The sequence below is a fragment of the Homoserinimonas aerilata genome, from assembly GCF_006716125.1.
Lineage (GTDB): Bacteria > Actinomycetota > Actinomycetes > Actinomycetales > Microbacteriaceae > Homoserinimonas > Homoserinimonas aerilata.
Genome location: NZ_VFOM01000001.1, coordinates 2,077,689 through 2,093,612 on the forward strand (window position 1 = coordinate 2,077,689; position 15,924 = coordinate 2,093,612).

Annotated in this window: 16 protein-coding genes and 1 tRNA gene; 9 read left to right on the forward strand and 8 right to left on the reverse strand. The window is 66.1% G+C overall.

All coding sequences use genetic code 11. The annotated features are described in order from the left end of the window. Positions 1-42: 42 nt before the first annotated feature. Positions 43-984 (forward strand): LysR family transcriptional regulator, encoded by a 942-nt coding sequence (locus FB562_RS09720; RefSeq protein ID WP_141880926.1) that lies wholly within the window; start codon positions 43-45, stop codon positions 982-984. Here FB562_RS09720 and rplA read toward each other — a convergent pair. The 5 genes from rplA to FB562_RS09745 form a co-directional block, all read right to left on the reverse strand. Beyond that, entirely contained in the window at positions 981-1,670 is a 690-nt protein-coding gene (gene rplA, locus FB562_RS09725; RefSeq protein ID WP_141880927.1) for a 50S ribosomal protein L1, read from the reverse strand. The two genes, FB562_RS09720 and rplA, sit on opposite strands and share 4 nt — an antisense overlap. Before the next feature lie 90 nt (positions 1,671-1,760). Beyond that, positions 1,761-2,192, reverse strand: a complete 432-nt coding sequence (rplK, locus tag FB562_RS09730) for a 50S ribosomal protein L11 (RefSeq protein WP_141880928.1) — start codon at positions 2,190-2,192, stop codon at positions 1,761-1,763. A 129-nt stretch (positions 2,193-2,321) separates the two neighbouring features. Then, positions 2,322-3,245 carry a transcription termination/antitermination protein NusG gene (gene nusG / locus FB562_RS09735; RefSeq protein WP_246081420.1) on the reverse strand — a complete coding sequence of 308 codons (924 nt, stop codon included), beginning with the start codon at positions 3,243-3,245 and terminating at the stop codon, positions 2,322-2,324. A gap of 71 nt (positions 3,246-3,316) precedes the next feature. Then, entirely contained in the window at positions 3,317-3,598 is a 282-nt protein-coding gene (secE, locus tag FB562_RS09740; RefSeq protein WP_141880929.1) for a preprotein translocase subunit SecE, read from the reverse strand. Positions 3,599-3,737: 139 nt separating this feature from the next. After that, positions 3,738-3,810: transfer RNA gene (locus FB562_RS09745), tRNA-Trp, on the reverse strand. A 191-nt stretch (positions 3,811-4,001) separates the two neighbouring features. Between FB562_RS09745 and FB562_RS09750 the strand changes: the two genes are divergently transcribed. Further along, the gene (locus FB562_RS09750; RefSeq protein WP_246081421.1) at positions 4,002-5,204 is read left to right on the forward strand and encodes a pyridoxal phosphate-dependent aminotransferase; all 1,203 of its coding nucleotides are present in this window, start codon (positions 4,002-4,004) and stop codon (positions 5,202-5,204) included. A 108-nt stretch (positions 5,205-5,312) separates the two neighbouring features. Continuing rightward, positions 5,313-6,263 carry an endonuclease domain-containing protein gene (locus FB562_RS09755; protein ID WP_141880931.1) on the forward strand — a complete coding sequence of 317 codons (951 nt, stop codon included), beginning with the start codon at positions 5,313-5,315 and terminating at the stop codon, positions 6,261-6,263. A 110-nt stretch (positions 6,264-6,373) separates the two neighbouring features. On the opposite strand, the gene FB562_RS09760 is transcribed toward FB562_RS09755, so the two are convergent. Together FB562_RS09760 and FB562_RS09765 are read right to left on the reverse strand one after the other, a co-directional pair. Next, positions 6,374-7,021: a LuxR C-terminal-related transcriptional regulator gene (locus FB562_RS09760; RefSeq protein ID WP_141880932.1), complete on the reverse strand. Its 648-nt coding sequence runs from the start codon at positions 7,019-7,021 to the stop codon at positions 6,374-6,376. Positions 7,022-7,047: 26 nt separating this feature from the next. Next, positions 7,048-8,223 carry an ATP-binding protein gene (locus tag FB562_RS09765; protein WP_185740507.1) on the reverse strand — a complete coding sequence of 392 codons (1,176 nt, stop codon included), beginning with the start codon at positions 8,221-8,223 and terminating at the stop codon, positions 7,048-7,050. Between the two features lie 103 nt (positions 8,224-8,326). Between FB562_RS09765 and FB562_RS09770 the strand changes: the two genes are divergently transcribed. Next, positions 8,327-9,808: a PspC domain-containing protein gene (locus FB562_RS09770; RefSeq protein ID WP_141880934.1), complete on the forward strand. Its 1,482-nt coding sequence runs from the start codon at positions 8,327-8,329 to the stop codon at positions 9,806-9,808. A 30-nt stretch (positions 9,809-9,838) separates the two neighbouring features. Continuing rightward, positions 9,839-10,117: a hypothetical protein gene (locus FB562_RS09775; protein ID WP_141880935.1), complete on the forward strand. Its 279-nt coding sequence runs from the start codon at positions 9,839-9,841 to the stop codon at positions 10,115-10,117. A gap of 39 nt (positions 10,118-10,156) precedes the next feature. Here FB562_RS09775 and guaB read toward each other — a convergent pair whose 3' ends face one another. Continuing rightward, positions 10,157-11,659: an IMP dehydrogenase gene (guaB, locus tag FB562_RS09780; RefSeq protein ID WP_141880936.1), complete on the reverse strand. Its 1,503-nt coding sequence runs from the start codon at positions 11,657-11,659 to the stop codon at positions 10,157-10,159. A gap of 313 nt (positions 11,660-11,972) precedes the next feature. Between guaB and FB562_RS09785 the strand changes: the two genes are divergently transcribed. From FB562_RS09785 to FB562_RS09800, 4 genes are read left to right on the forward strand one after another with little or no spacing between them, the layout of a single operon-like run. After that, on the forward strand, positions 11,973-13,229 hold the full coding sequence (locus tag FB562_RS09785) for a branched-chain amino acid ABC transporter permease (RefSeq protein ID WP_141881184.1): 1,257 nt from the start codon (positions 11,973-11,975) through the stop codon (positions 13,227-13,229). 4 nt (positions 13,230-13,233) lie between these two features. Beyond that, complete coding sequence (locus FB562_RS09790; RefSeq protein WP_141880937.1) at positions 13,234-14,217, forward strand: branched-chain amino acid ABC transporter permease; 984 nt, start codon at positions 13,234-13,236, stop codon at positions 14,215-14,217. Continuing rightward, positions 14,207-15,094, forward strand: coding sequence for an ABC transporter ATP-binding protein (locus tag FB562_RS09795; protein ID WP_141880938.1), 888 nt, complete (start codon positions 14,207-14,209; stop codon positions 15,092-15,094). Before FB562_RS09790 ends, FB562_RS09795 begins: the two co-directional genes overlap by 11 nt. Then, positions 15,091-15,837 carry an ABC transporter ATP-binding protein gene (locus FB562_RS09800; RefSeq protein ID WP_141880939.1) on the forward strand — a complete coding sequence of 249 codons (747 nt, stop codon included), beginning with the start codon at positions 15,091-15,093 and terminating at the stop codon, positions 15,835-15,837. The genes FB562_RS09795 and FB562_RS09800 overlap by 4 nt, the downstream gene beginning before the upstream one ends. Positions 15,838-15,924: the final 87 nt, after the last annotated feature.

Sequence of the window (15,924 nt, forward strand, 5' to 3'; positions counted from 1 at the left end):
AAAAAGCAACCATGTTTTAGGTGAATCATGTAGTGTCGCTTCATGATTGATGTCGCGTCGCTGACCTCTCTGAGAGCGATCGAAACCCATGGATCGGTGAGCGCCGCGGCCGCAGCACTCGGCTTCACCCCCAGCGCCATCTCGCAGCAGGTCAAGCGGCTCGAGCGCGACATCGGCGCGGCGCTGCTCGAACGCGTGGGGCGCGGGGTCGTGCTCACCGGGCGCGGGCGCCACCTCGCCCGCGAAGGCGGCCTACTCCTTGCCCACCTCGAAGAGCTCGAAGCCGGGCTCCACCGTCACGGCGGCGACGCCGCAGGCGAGCTTCGCATCGCGGCATTCTCGACCGCCACTCGCGGGCTCATCGCGCCCGCTGTGAAGGCCGCCGCCACCGCACACCCCGACCTCGTTCTCACCATCACAGAACGCGAACCGTGGGATGCCATCGACCTCGTCGCGCGCGGAGGAACCGACATCGCCGTGGTCCACAACTGGGGCGACATCCCCCTCGACATCCCCGGTCACCTCGTGCGCACAACCATCACAACCGACATCGCCGACGTCGTGATGCTGGCCGAGCATCCCCTCGCCCACAACTCAAGCGTGAGCCCCGCCGAGCTTCTCAGCGAAGGGTGGATCGCCACACCAGAGGGCACCATCTGCCGTCAATGGCTACGCCGGATGCACGACGGAACCGGCCAGCTGCCCCGCATCGCCCACGAATCGATGGAGTTTGACTCGCAGATCGCGCTCGTCGCGGCGGGGCTCGGAATCGCGCTAATCCCTCGACTCGGCCGACATCCCCTACCCTCGGGGGTCGTCGCCGTTCCCACAATCGACCCGGTCTCTTCGCGCACCATAACCGCCCTCCACAGGCACAGTATGGCTGCGTCTCCCGCGGTAGACGTCGTGCTCGCCGCGCTCAGCGCTGCAGCGCACAAAAAAGAAGGGCCCGCCGAAGCGGGCCCCTCTATTCACAAAATTTAGATCGCGTTGACGTCGACCGGGATGCCCGGGCCGAACGTGGTCGTGACCGTCGCCTTCGCAACGTAGCGGCCCTTCGCCGAGCTCGGCTTGAGGCGGATGACCTCGTCGAGGGCAGCCTTCAGGTTCTCGTTCAGCTTGTCCTCATCGAACGACGACTTGCCCACGATGAAGTGGACGTTGGCGTGCTTGTCGACGCGGAACTCGATCTTTCCACCCTTGATCTCGGTGACGGCCTTCGCCGTGTCCGGGGTGACCGTTCCGGTCTTCGGGTTCGGCATGAGGCCACGCGGACCCAGAACCTTACCGAGGCGACCGACCTTGCCCATGAACTCGGGCGTCGAAACGGCCGAGTCGAAGTTGGTCCAGCCAGCGGCGACCTTCTCGATGAGCTCGTCGCCACCGACCTCGTCGGCGCCGGCAGCGATGGCCGCCTCAGCCGCGGGGCCCGTCGCGAACACGATGACGCGGGCGGTCTTGCCCGTGCCGTGCGGCAGGTTGACGGTGCCGCGCACCATCTGGTCGGCCTTACGCGGGTCGACGTTCAGCTTGAGCGCGACCTCGACGGTCGAGTCGAACTTCTTCGAACCGGTCTCGCGGGCCAGTGCGACGGCCTCGCTGGGCGCGTAGAAGCGGCCCTCTTCGATCTTCTCTGCTGCGGCCCGGTAGGCCTTTGACTTCTGTGCCATGGTGATTCTCCTAAAAGTGAGTTCGTGGTAGCGAGCCAGGCGGGCTCTTCCACTGATGGCGGCGCTTACGTCCGCCGAAGCTGGTCTCGACTACGCGTCGACCGTGATGCCCATCGAACGGGCGGTTCCCGCGATGATCTTCGAGGCGGCCTCGATGTCGTTCGCGTTCAGGTCGGCCATCTTCTGCTCGGCGATCGCGCGGACCTGGTCCTGCGTGAGCTTCGCAACCTTGACGGTGTGCGGGGTGCCGGAGCCCTTCGCAACGCCGGCAGCCTTCTTGATGAGCTCCGCGGCGGGCGGGGTCTTCAGGATGAACGTGAACGAGCGGTCCTCGTAGACGGTGATCTCGACCGGGATGACGTTGCCGCGCTGCGACTCGGTCGCCGCGTTGTACGCCTTGCAGAACTCCATGATGTTCACGCCGTGCTGACCCAGAGCCGGGCCGATGGGCGGGGCGGGGTTGGCGGCGCCGGCCTGGATCTGAAGCTTGATCAGACCCGTAACCTTCTTCTTCGGTGCCATTGTTTCCTTCTTTCTGATTCGAGCATCCGTTGCCGGCTGCTCTTCCGCCTGCTCGGCCTTTCCGAGCTGCGGTGGCTTGTATTGGGTTTCGAGACGGCCCTAGCGGGCCTCCTCAACCTTGCAGCTTCGCTACAACTTCGTGACCTGATCGAAGCTGAGCTCGACCGGGGTCTCGCGCTCGAACAGCGACACGAGCACCGTGAGCTTGCCGCTCTCGGGCTTGATCTCGCTGATCGAACCGGGAAGACCCGCGAACGAGCCCTCCTTGATGGTGATGGTCTCGCCGACCTCGAAGTCGACCTCCTGCGGGATGGACCGCTGCATGGCCTTGCCGCCCTTGCCGCCAGCCTTCGCAGGCGCCTCGACGACCTGCACGAGGCTCTTCAACATGTTGAAGGCCTCCTCGAAACGCAGCGGCGTCGGGTTGTGGGCGTTGCCCACGAAGCCGGTGACGCCGGGCGTGTGGCGCACGACAGACCAGCTGTCCTCGTTGAGATCCATACGCACCAGCACGTAGCCGGGGATGCGCACGCGCGTCACCAGCTTGCGCTGGCCGTTCTTGATCTCGACGACATCCTCCATCGGAACCTCGACCTGGAAGACGTAGTCCTCCATGGTCATGCTCACGCGACGGTTCTCGATGTTCGACTTCACGCGCTTCTCGAAGCCGGCGTAGGAGTGGATGACGTACCACTTGCCCGGCAGGGTGCGCAGCTCGGCACGGAACTCCTGATACGGGTCGACCTCGGTCTCCTCCTCGGCCGCGGCATCCGCATCCGACTCAGCAGCCGCCTCAGTGGATTCGGCAGGCTTGGTGGCGCCGGCAGGCTCCGTGCCGGCCTGCGCGTCAAGCGCGGCAGACAGCACAGACTCGACATCGCCGTCCTCGACGTGCATGGCACGCTCCTCGGCGGGCTTCACCGACTCGACCTCGTCGGCCAGCACATCACCCTCGAGCTCCTCGTCTTCGAAAGACGACTGCTCTGCAGTCGCAGAGAGGTCGATCTGCTCCTCGGGCGAAAGCTCGCCGCCGTCGCGTTGTGTGTCAGGCACTGATTCTCATTCCGTTTTGATTCTCACAGCAATCCGACGCATCGGCGCCGGCAGGGCTTGCAGCCGTCGGGCTACAGCATCGACCCGTCGCCGAATACGTTCGCCACCAACCAGCCGAACAGCAGGTCGAGCCCCGAGACGAAGGCCATCATGATGACCACGAACACGAGCACGACCGCGGTGTAGCTGAACAGCTCCTTGCGGGTGGGGGTGACGACCTTCTTCAGCTCGGCGACGACCTGGCGCAGGAACAGGGCAAGGCGGCCAAACGGGCCACGGCGAACCGCACGCTCCGTCTTGGCGTTGGCGACGACATCCTCACTCGGCTGCTCGTCGATACCTTTACTCGCCACTGTCATTACCTTCCGGACATCGGCCGAACGGTCAGAGGACCGGTCGGTTTCCCACCCAACGCCGCTGCATCAGCGACGCTGTTCTCTAGCGATGCAGGCCCGGCCGAAAATGCCGGACGGGCCCACGTTGTTCACGCTGCAGGGCGGACAGGACTCGAACCTGCAACCTGCGGTTTTGGAGACCGCTGCTCTACCAATTGAGCCACCGCCCTTCGGAGCGGAACCGCACAAGCTCTCCCGCGCTTCAAGGACTGGGTCTGCTGCCAGAAATGGGCATAGAAAAGCTTGGCAGATTTCAACTACCGACGTCCAGTGTAGGTCACGCCAACAGGGCTGTAAAGCTGAGCGGATGCCGCGCGCGACACCCCTGCCGAGACATCCGCTGTTCTATTACGCTGGAGACGTGACCACACCTCCTGGAATCTCCCCCCGAATCGCCGCCATCGCCGAGTCAGCAACCCTCAAGGTCGACTCCAAGGCGAAGGCGCTTCAGGCTGAAGGCCGCGACGTCATCAGCTACGCGGCAGGCGAACCCGACTTCGCGACGCCCGCGCACGTCGTGGAGGCCGCATCCGCCGCCGTCCTCGACCCCAAGAACTACCGCTACACGCAGGCCGTCGGACTGCCCGCACTGCGCGAAGCCATCGCCGAGAAGACCCACCGCGACAGCGGGCTGAAGGTCGACGCGAGCCAGGTCATCGTCACCAACGGCGGCAAGCAGGGCGTCTACCAGGCCTTCGCCACCGTCGTCGGGCCGGGCGACGAGGTGCTGCTGCCCGCCCCCTACTGGACCACCTACCCCGAGGTCGTCAAGCTGGCCGGCGGCGTGCCCGTCGAGGTCTTCGCGGGCGTCGACCAGGAGTACAAGGTCACCGTCGAGCAGCTCGAAGCGGCGCGCACCGAACGCACCAAGGTGCTGCTGTTCGTCTCTCCGTCGAACCCGACCGGTGCCGTCTACACGCCGGAGGAGACGAAGGCGATCGGTGAGTGGGCACTCGAGCACGGCCTGTGGGTCATCAGCGACGAGATCTACCAGAACCTGGTCTACGACGGCTCAGCCCACGCGACATCGATCGTCGAGGCCGTGCCCGCGCTGGCCGACAACACCATCCTCGTCAACGGCGTCGCCAAGAGCTACGCGATGACCGGATGGCGCCTCGGCTGGATGGTCGGCCCCACCCGCGCCATCAAGGGCGCCGCGAACCTGCAGTCGCACCTGTCGTCGAACGTGTCGAACATCTCGCAGCACGCCGCCATCGCAGCCCTCACCGGCCCGCAGGACGACGTGCTGGCGATGCGCGACGCGTTCCACCGCCGCCGCGACCTGATCGTCTCCGAGTTGAACAAGATCCCCGGCATGGTCACGCCGACACCCGAGGGCGCCTTCTACGTGTACCCGGATGTCCATGGCCTGCTGAATCGCGAATGGGGCGGCGTCACCCCCACCACATCGCTGGAGCTCGCCGACCTCATCCTCGAGCAGGCCGAGGTCGCCGTCGTGCCCGGCGAGGCGTTCGGCCCGAGCGGATACATCCGGCTCTCCTACGCGCTCGGCGACGAGCCGCTGCTCGAGGGCGTGCGCCGGCTGCAGCGCCTCTTCGGGTAGCCCCGCGGCACGCGCACCTCTGGAGCTCTCGCTGGGTTCGGCGGTGAGTTGCCTCTAAGTGCTGCTCTTTGCGCATCCGAAGAGCATCTTGCGGCAACTCATCGCCCTGTGGACAAGTCGCGCGGCGAAATCGCGTTCTCGGGCATCCTGAACGGCATGCCTGCCCGCGTGCCTCTACCTCCACAACTCCGCTCCGCTCCCTTCGCTGTGGGTGTCGGCCGCACCCACGGCCTCGGCGCAGGGCGGATGCGAGGCCCCGATCTGTTGTCACCGTTTCGTGGCGTGCGTGTGGCATCCGAGGCTCGCACCCTCCACGAGTTGTGCCTCGTATATGCGCAGCGGATGCCACCCCATGCGTTCTTCAGCGGGATCACGGCGGCCGTCATCATGGGGATTCCGCTCCCCCACCATCTGGAACGGTCGCGACTACTTCATGTCGCGGTGCCAGCGCCGCACCGAGCGGTCAGAGGACGCGGCATCCGCGGATCGACGGTGCGGCTGGGCGCTGACGACATTCGCGAGTGGAGGGGTCTCAGGATCAGCAGTCCGAGCCGCGTCTGGTGCGAGCTCGCCCAAGTGCTTTCCGTGCCCGACCTTGTTGCGGCGGGCGACTTCCTCATCCAGTGGCGCCTGCCATCGACCACCAAGGAGGCGCTTGCGAGGGCGGTCGATGAGTATGCCGGGCGAAGGGGGCGCCCAGCGATGCGGGAGGCGATCGGGCACCTCGACGATCGCTCTGAGTCGCGCCCCGAGTCCATAGTGAGGGTCGCTCTCGCCGGGGGCGGCGTCGACGGCTTCATCCCGAATCAGTGGGTCACCACCTCGGGTGGGCACCGCTGCCGCATCGACCTCGCCATCCCCGGCCGCAAGCTCGCGATCGAATATCAGGGCGAGCATCACAACGACTCGAAGCAGTTTCACGACGACATGACAAGGCGATCACGCCTCGAGGCGGACGGCTGGGCCGTCATGTTCATTGGCGCGGGGGATCTCGACGATCCTGCCGAACTGCTGCAGCGCATCCGCCGAATGCTCGACTCTCGGCCACACGCCCGGTGAGTTGCCTCTAAGTGCTGTTCCTCGTGCCTTTGAAGAGCACTTAGAGGCAACTCAGGGAGTCTTGCCATCTCAGCGGGCCTCGAGCCCGCGCGCCAGCCAGGCCGGGGCGACTAGAGCAGCTTGCGCTCCAGGGCCCAGGCCGTGAGTTCGTGGCGTGACGAGAGCTGCAGTTTGCGCAGCACCGCCGAGACATGCGTCTCGACCGTCTTGACGGAGATGAACAGCTCGGTCGCGACCTCCTTGTAGGCGTAGCCGCGCGCGATGAGCCGCATGACCTCGCGTTCGCGGGCGCTCAGCCGGTCGAGTTCTTCGTCACTCGCCGCCTGCTCGCCTGCGACCGCACCGAAGGCGTCGAGCACGAAACCGGCGAGCTTCGGCGAGAAGACGGCGTCTCCACCGGCGACGGATGCCACGGCTCGGCTGACCTCTTCGCCCGAGCTGCCCTTCGTGATGTAGCCGCGGGCGCCCGCGCGGATGACGCCGACGACATCCTCGGCCGAGTCACTGACGCTGAGGGCGAGGAAGCGCACGCTGTCGAGCAGTGCGGCACTGCGGCGCAGCACCTCCGCCCCTCCGCCGCCCGCACCACCGGGGAGGTGCACGTCGAGCAGCACCACGTCGGGCCGCAGCTCGGCGACGGCCGCAACCGCGGTGTCGACGTCGGCGGCCTCGCCGAGCACCTCGATCGCGGGGTCGAGGGATGCCTTCAGTCCCGACCTGAAGATCGAGTGGTCGTCCACTATGACGATGCGGGTCATCCGCTGCTCCTCATCTGCGCCGACCATCACTGGCCGGCCTCGCCGAGGTGCAACCGCACCTCTGTTCCGCCGCCGGCGCCCGGCCGCACGGTTGCGGTGCCGCCGGCGCGCTGCATCCGCCCGATGATCGATTCACGCACACCCAGCCGGTCGGCCGGCAGCGCGTCGAGGTCGATTCCGGGTCCGCGGTCGCGCACGAACACGTCGACGCCGGATGCGGAGCTCTCCACATACACGGAGACCTCGCCGCCGGCATGGCGCGCCGCGTTGAGCATCGCCTCTCGTGCCGCGCCGACCAGGGCGGTGCTCGCGCCGACCGATTCGCCGGCGACGACGACGTCGATGCGGGCCGGGTATTCGAGTTCGATCGCGGCGGCGACATCGCGCAGCTCCTGAGCGAGGTCGACGGTGACGGGGTTGCTGCCGGCGAACAGCCAGTCGCGCAGCTCGCGCTCCTGGGCGCGGGCGAGCCGGCCGACGTCGCTGGAGGCGCCCGCGCGGTTCTGGATGAGGGCGAGCGTCTGCAGCACCGAGTCGTGCAGGTGCGCGGCGATCTCGGCCCGCTGCTCCTCGCGCACCCTCCCGGCCCGCTCTGCCATGAGTTCGGTCCAGAGCTTCACGACGAACGGCGCGAGTGCCACACCGAGGCCGAGCACGAGCATGCCGATGGCGAGCACTGCGGTGACGGCATCGGGCCGACCGCCGCCGGAGAACAGCAGCAGCACGCCTCCCAGCAGGAACGCGAGCACCGCGAAGCCGCGCACCAGCACCACGTAGCGGGCCGAGCGCAAGGGGTCGGCGTCGTCGAACGCGAGGCTCCACGCGGCGGCCCCGCCGATGAGAACGATGGCGAAGGTGACCGGGGTGAGCGTGCTCGCGCCGCTGTTGGCGAGGATGACGCCGATGGCGGTGACGACGGCACCCGCAGAGAGCAGGATGGCGGCGACGGGGACCTTCCTGCGGGCATCCGGTGTCGCATCCGCATCGGAACCGGCTTCGACTGCGGCCTGCTCGAGCGGGGTGAGCATCCAGACCCAGAAGTAGAAGAGGAGCCCTGCACCCCAGAAGAGGCTCGCGAGCACGAGAATGAACCGCACCCGGCGCACCGGCCACCCGAGGTGGCGCGCGAGTGCAACGCCGACGCCGCCGATGACGGCGCTGCGCGGCCGCTCGAGGGCCGGTCGGGCCAGTGCTGTGCTCACCCCTTGATCCAATCAGACGAGGAGGGCCCCAAGAGTCGATCTCAGGGTGCGTTCAGGGTGTTCCCCCATGGCGACGGATGCGCGGCGCCGCCAGCATTGAGACATGGCACACAAGACTCCCCCCACAGCAGGCGACGACACCACCTCCGGCGATGCGACCGGCACGACCGCCACCGCCGCCACCGCACCGCGCAGCAACGCCTTCTTCACCTGGATGCGCGAGCTGGGCATCGTGCGCGAGCCCGGCTGGATCGGCGGCGTCTCCGCGGGGCTCGCAACCCGCCTCCGCATCGATGTCGTTATCGTGCGTGGCCTCATTGTCGTGCTGGGGCTGGTGGGCGGACCGGCGCTGTTGCTCTATGCGGCGGCGTGGGCGCTGCTTCCGGATGCGACAGGTCGCATTCATCTGGAGGAGCTGTTCCGCGGTGTCTTCGACAAGGCGATCGCGGGCATCGGTGCGATGCTGTTGCTGTCGTTCCTGCCGTTCGCGCAGGGCTTCGGATGGTGGCAGTCGGCCGTCACGGGGCCCGGCTGGTACTTCGGCCCGTCACTGGGCGGAATCATCTGGACGATCATCGTTGTCGGCGCCATCATCTGGTTCGTCGTCTGGCTCGCTAACCGCAGCTCGGCGAAGGTCGACGGCCCCGCAGCATCCGCATCATTCACCGGCACGACGGGCACCGCGCCGGCGGCCGCCGGCGTGGCAGGAGACACCGTGAACAACCCCGGCCCCACAGCACCGCCGGCCCCACAGGCCGGCGCACCCGACGAGGCGATGGCCTCCTGGCGGGAGCAGCAGGCCGCCTGGAAGCGCGAGCATGACGCCTGGCGCCAGCAGCAGGCCGCCGATCTTCGGGCCCAGCATCAGCTGGCCGCAGCAGAGCAGCGCCGAATCAACCAGGCGTATGCGACCGAACAGCGCCGTATCGCCCAGGAGCAGGACGCGCTCACCCGGCCCAGCTCGGCTTTCACCCTGGCCGCGATCGGCCTGGCGCTGATCGCGGGAGCGGTGACGGCGCTGTGGTCGGTCGGCTTCGACTGGCAGGTCGAGTCGAAGGTGGTCGCGGCCATGAGTGCCACCCTTGCGGTGCTGGCCCTCGCGATCGTCGTCAACGGCTTCCGTGGCCGTCGCAGCGGCGGCTCGAGCGGCCTGGCGGTGCTCATCATCATCGCTCTGGTGACGACGAGCTTCTTCGGCTGGGTGCGCGGCCCGATCATCTCGAATCGCACGATCACCTGGCAGCCCACGCTGTCGCAGTCTGAGACTCGTGCCGTCATCTCAGGGGATGTCGAGCTCGACCTGAGCGACTATTTCGCGGACGACGAGAGCGGCCGCGGCACCGTTGACCTGTATGTGGTCTCCGGCGATGTCGATGTGACCCTGCCGTCGGATGCCCGCAGCCGCATCGACGTCTCCGTGCTGAGCGGCACCATTCGCAACGGCGGCGACGTATCCGACTCGGGGGGCTTCGCCAACAGTGTGGCCGAGTTCACCCCGCAGGAGGGTGAGGCCGGGCAGTCACGCGATGTGCGGGTCGAGGTCTACATCGTCTCCGGCGATGTGTCGTTCTCTCAGGCCCGCTAACCCTTCACCCACCGACCCTCAGGAGCCCTCATGAATGACAGCAACAACACCAGCGACGAGCAGCCGACGATCGTGCTCGATCAGACGACGACACCGGATGCCACCCCGACGACGGATGCGCGCCGCCCCGTGCGCACAGGAACGGTCGTGTGGGGAGTGATCCTCCTGGCGGCCGCGGGCTTCTTCGTGGCGACCCGCGTCGTGTTCCTGGATCAGCTCGACGGCTGGGCGGTTCTGGCGTGGTCTGCGATCGCGCTGGGTGCCATCTTCGTGGTGGGCGCCATCGCCGCCGCCCTGCGCCGCCGCTGAGTCCATCAACCAGCGAGCGAGTCGACGCCAGCGAGCGACTCAGTTGCGGTAGTTGGGCGCCTCCACGACCATCTGGATGTCGTGGGGGTGCGACTCCTTGAGGCCGGCCGCGGTGATGCGCACGAACTTGCCCTTCTGGCGAAGTTCGTCGATGTTGCGGGCGCCGACGTAGAACATCGACTGCCGCAGCCCGCCGAGCAGCTGATATGTGACGGATGCGACGGGGCCGCGGTAGGCGACCTTGCCTTCGATTCCTTCGGCGATGAGCTGGTCGTCGCTGGGCACATCGGCCTGGAAGTAGCGGTCCTTCGAGTAGCTGGTCTGCTTGCCGCGCGTCTGCATCGCTCCGAGGGAGCCCATGCCGCGGTACGACTTGAACTGCTTGCCGTTGACGAAGATCATGTCGCCGGGGCTTTCGTCGGTTCCGGCGAGCAGGGAGCCGAGCATGACGGTCTCGGCGCCGGCGACGAGCGCCTTGGCGATGTCGCCCGAGTACTGCAGCCCGCCGTCTGCGATGACGGGGATGCCGGCCTCGCGCGCGGCAAGGGATGCCTCGTAGACGGCGGTGACCTGGGGCACTCCGACTCCGGCGACGACGCGGGTGGTGCAGATGGAGCCGGGCCCGACGCCGACCTTGATGGCGTCGGCTCCTGCCTCGATGAGCGCCTGGGCGCCGGAGCGGGTGGCGACGTTGCCGCCGATGATGTCGATGCCGGCGAAGGCGCTGTCGGCTTTGAGCCGCTTGATGATGTCGATCTCGCCCCGCGAGTCGCCGTTGGCGGTGTCGACGACGATGACGTCGACTCCTGCGTCGGCGAGTGTGCCGGCGCGCTCCCAGGCGTCTCCGAAGAAGCCGATGGCCGCGCCAACGCGCAGGCGGCCTTCGTCATCCTTGGTCGCATAGGGGTACTGCTCGGTCTTGTCGAAGTCCTTGACGGTGATGAGCCCGGTGAGGCGACCCTCGGCGTCGACGAGCGGCAGCTTCTCGATCTTGTGCTCGGCGAAGATGGCGACCGCGGCATCCGGGTCGATTCCTGTGGGGCCGGTGATGAGCGGCAGGCGCGTCATGACGTCGCGCACGAGCGTGGTGGCCTTCTCGAACTGGGAGACGAAGCGCATGTCGCGGTTGGTGATGATGCCGACGAGGCGGCCGTCACCTTCGACGACGGGGAGGCCGGAGATGCGGAACTGGCCGCAGAGCGCGTCGACTTCGGCGACCGTCGCATCCGGTGTCGTCGTGACGGGGTTCGTGATCATGCCCGACTCTGAACGCTTCACCTTGTCGACGTAGGCGGCCTGGTCGGCGATGGAGAGGTTGCGGTGCAGGATGCCAAGCCCACCCTGACGCGCCATGGAGATCGCCATGCGACCCTCTGTGACGGTGTCCATCGCGGCGGAGATGAGGGGCGTGTTGACCCGGATGTTACGGGTCAGGCGCGAGGACGTGTCGACCTCGCTGGGGATGACGTCGGTGTGACCGGGCAGCAGCATCACGTCGTCGTAGGTGAGTCCGATGAAACCGAAGGGATCCGGCTGGTCCATTTTTCCCCTTTGTGAGAATCGCCAATGTGCCCGCATTCCGGGCGGAGGATGCCGAAGAATCTGCACTGGTTCCCGGTGATTCATCTTAACCAGTTCGCGCTGTGATGTATTCCACCGCCATAATTGCCACACCGCTTGTGACCGGGACGAAACATCCGGGTCATATTCGACAACTAACGTCAACGACGACGGCAGCCGCCCGGCGCACCCGTGCCGGTAGCGATGCTTTGGAGGTTCCGTGAGATATTCCGGCAGATCCCTGGCTCGAGAGAAGAGATGGCTGATCGTCATCCTGCTCGCCCTGATCTCTGTGATGACATTGTGGTCGGTTCCGGCCCATGCCGATGAGGTGAACGTCGACGAGTACGACTTCATCTTCAGCGGCAACGTTAAGTACAACGGCGAACCCCTCGAGGGCGTCACCCTCAATGTGAAGGGCGGCGGCTATGACGAGGATGTCGACACGGATGCCGAGGGCAAGTGGCGCATCGGCGTTCCGGAGAAGACGACGTACGAGATCACGCTGATCGAGTCGACCCTGCCTGACGGCGTCATCGTGAGCGAGGACGAGAACCAGCGGGTCACGATCAGCGAGAAGGGTGCGACGATCGAGGCCGAGTTCGGCCTGACGAACAACAAGTCGGTGAACTTCTTTCTGGGCGAGGGCGTGCGCAATGTGACGAGCGACCTCGATCGCCTGATCGAGCGCATCATCAACGGCCTCAACTTCGGCCTCATGTTGGCTTTGGCGTCGATCGGCCTGTCCTTGACGTTCGGCACGACGGGAATCTCGAACTTCGCGCACGCGGAGATGGTCACCTTCGGCGCCGTCATGGCGCTCGTCTTCGGGGTGACGTTGGCGGTTCCGATCTGGGTGGCGATCCCGATCGCCGTCGTCCTCTCGGGGGTCCTGGGATGGTTGATGGATGTGGGGATCTGGAAACCCTTGCGGCTACGCGGCCTCAGTGTGGTGCAGCTGATGATCGTCAGTATCGGGCTCTCGCTCGCGATGCGGTACATCTTCCAGTTCTTCATCGGGGGCGGCACCCAACAGCTGCCCGACTCCGGTTCCGCGAAGATCCAGCTGATCGGCCCGATCAGACTGTCGCCGACGGACATGATCAGCATGGGCGTCTCGATCGTCGTTCTGCTCGGCGTCGCATACTGGCTGCTGCGCACACGCACCGGCAAGGCGACGAGGGCGATCTCCGACAACCCGTCGCTCGCGGCGGCATCCGGCATTGACGTGCACCGTGTCGTGCGACTCATCTGGGTGCTCGGCGCTGTGCTGGCCGGCCTCTCGGGCGTGCTGTGGGCGTATTTCCGCCCCGGCATCAAGTGGGACATGGGGTGGCAGATCCTGCTGCTGATCTTCGCGGCTGTCGTGCTCGGCGGCCTCGGCACGGCCTTCGGCGCACTGCTCGGCTCGATCATCGTGGGCCTGCTCGTGGAGGTCTCCACACTGTGGGTGCCGTCAGACATCAAATACGTGGGGGCGCTCACCATTCTGATCGTGGTGCTGCTGTTCCGGCCTCAGGGCATCCTGGGGCGCAGAGAGAGGATCGGTTAGCACCATGGACTGGAATTTCATAGTAAGCAACACCGCTTCCTGGCTGCTCATGCCAGACACCATCGCCTATGCGATCGCCACCGTGGGCCTGGCCGTGCATTTCGGCTACGGGGGCCTGCTGAACTTTGGTCAGGCCGGCTTCATGGCGCTGGGCGCCTACGGTTACGCGATCTCGATCCTCAGTTTCGGTCTGCCGTGGTGGGTCGGAATCCTGGTCGGTGTCGGGGCATCCGTGATCTTCGCCTTGCTGCTGGGCCTGCCGACGCTGCGTCTGCGCGCCGACTATCTGGCGATCGCGACCATCGCGGCGGCCGAGATCGTGCGGCTGCTGTTCCAGTCGGTCATCTTCGACGAGTACACGAACTCGGCGGATGGGCTCGGCGGGTATCACGCCGGCTTCCGCGAGGCGAATCCCTTCCCTCCCGGCACCTACGGTTTCGGCCCGTGGACGTACAACGAGCAACAGCTCTGGGTACGCGTGTTCGGGCTGGCACTGCTGGCCGCCGCACTGATCGTGGTGTGGCTGCTCATGCGCAGCCCCTGGGGCCGCGTCGTCAAGGGAATCCGTGAAGACGAGGATGCTGTACGCGCTCTCGGCAAGAACGTGTTCTCCTACAAGATGCAGGTTCTCGTTCTGGGCGGCGTGCTCGGCACCCTCGGCGGTGTCGTGATGGCGCTGCCGTCGGCGGTCGTGCCGGGTGTCTATCTGCCGTCACTGACGTTCTTCCTGTGGACAATCCTGCTGCTCGGTGGCGCTGCGACGATCTTCGGACCTGTCATCGGTGCGGCCATCTTCTGGATGCTCATGGCATTCCTGTCGGTGTTCCTGCCGTCGCTCGCCGCAGAGGGCCTGCTTCCGGGCGTGTCGAGCGTGCAGGCCGGCGTGCTGCGCTACATCCTGATCGGCCTCGTACTGATGGCCATCGTCATCTTCAGACCCCAGGGAATCCTCGGCAACAAGAAGGAGCTGACCTTCAATGCCCGCTAGCACTCCTCGCATCAAGTCGACCGGCCTGCACAAGGGCGAAATCGCCCCCGGTGTGGCCAAGGTCGATCCGATCATCATCGCCGACAAGGTCACCCGCACCTTCGGTGGTTTGAAGGCTGTGGATGTCGACCACCTCGAGATCCCGAGGAACGCCATCACGGCGCTCATCGGGCCGAACGGCGCCGGCAAGACGACGCTGTTCAACCTCCTGACCGGCTTCGACAAACCAGACACGGGCAGCTGGTCGTTCGACGGCACGGCCCTCTCCGGCGTTCCGGCGTTCAAGGTCTCCCAGATGGGGCAGGTGCGCACCTTCCAGCTGACGAAGTCGCTGGCGATGCTCACGGTGCTCGAGAACATGAAGCTCGGCGCCAAGAAGCAGCGCGGCGAGAACTTCTGGGCCGCCCTCATCCCGTCGCTGTGGCGTGCACAGGATGACGAGATCGAGGAGCGCGCCCTCGACCTGCTCAAGCGCTTCAAGCTCGACACCAAGAAGGAGGACTTCGCTGCGAGCCTCTCCGGCGGCCAGCGCAAGCTGCTCGAGATGGCCAGGGCGCTCATGAGTCAGCCGAACCTGGTGATGCTCGACGAGCCCATGGCGGGCGTCAACCCGGCCCTCACGCAGTCGCTGCTTGAGCACATCCTGGATCTGAAGGATGAGGGCATGACGGTTCTCTTCGTCGAGCACGACATGCAGATGGTTCGGCACATCGCCGACTGGGTGATCGTGATGGCGGAGGGCCGCGTCGTGGCGGAGGGCCCGCCCGAAGAGGTCATGAAGAACACCGCCGTGATCGACGCCTACCTCGGCAGCCACCTCGACACCGACCTCGGCATTGTCACGGGCCGCATCGATGAGAACGGAAACCCACTGTGAGCGACACCACAACCGCACCCATCGTCGTCGAGGTCAGCAATCTCGACGCCGGCTACCTGCCGGGCGTGAACATCCTGAACGGATGCTCTCTCACGGCCGGTCAGGGCGAACTGATCGGAATCATCGGGCCGAACGGTGCCGGCAAGTCGACACTGCTGAAGGCGATCTTCGGCCTCGTGAACGTGCGAGGCGGCACGATCACGTTGAACGGCGAGGACATCACCCAGCTTCCGGCGAACAAGCTGGTGGCGCGCGGTGTCGGCTTCGTGCCGCAGAACAACAATGTGTTCCCGAGCCTCACCATCGAGGAGAACTTGCAGATGGGGCTCTTCCAGAAGCCGAAGATCTACGATGAGCGGCTCGAGTTCGTGACGTCGATCTTCAAGGAGCTCGGCTCGCGGCTGAAGCAGCGTGCGGGTTCTCTGTCGGGCGGCGAGCGCCAGATGGTGGCGATGTCGCGTGCCCTGATGATGGATCCGCATGTGCTGCTGCTCGATGAGCCGTCTGCGGGCCTCTCACCGGTGCGTCAGGATGAGGCGTTCATCCGCGTCTCTGAGATCAACAAGGCCGGGGTGACCACCATCATGGTCGAGCAGAATGCGCGCCGCTGCCTGCAGATCTGTGACCGCGGCTACGTGCTCGACCAGGGCAGGGACGCCTACACGGGCACTGGGCGCGAGTTGCTGCACGATCCGAAGGTCATCAGCCTCTACCTCGGAACGCTCGGCGAGGACGCCGCCTGAGCGATTTACCCACTTCACGACTGAGGGCCCCGGCGATTTGAACCGCACCCCGAAAGTTGGACTTTCAATTGAGAGTCTGATTTTCGG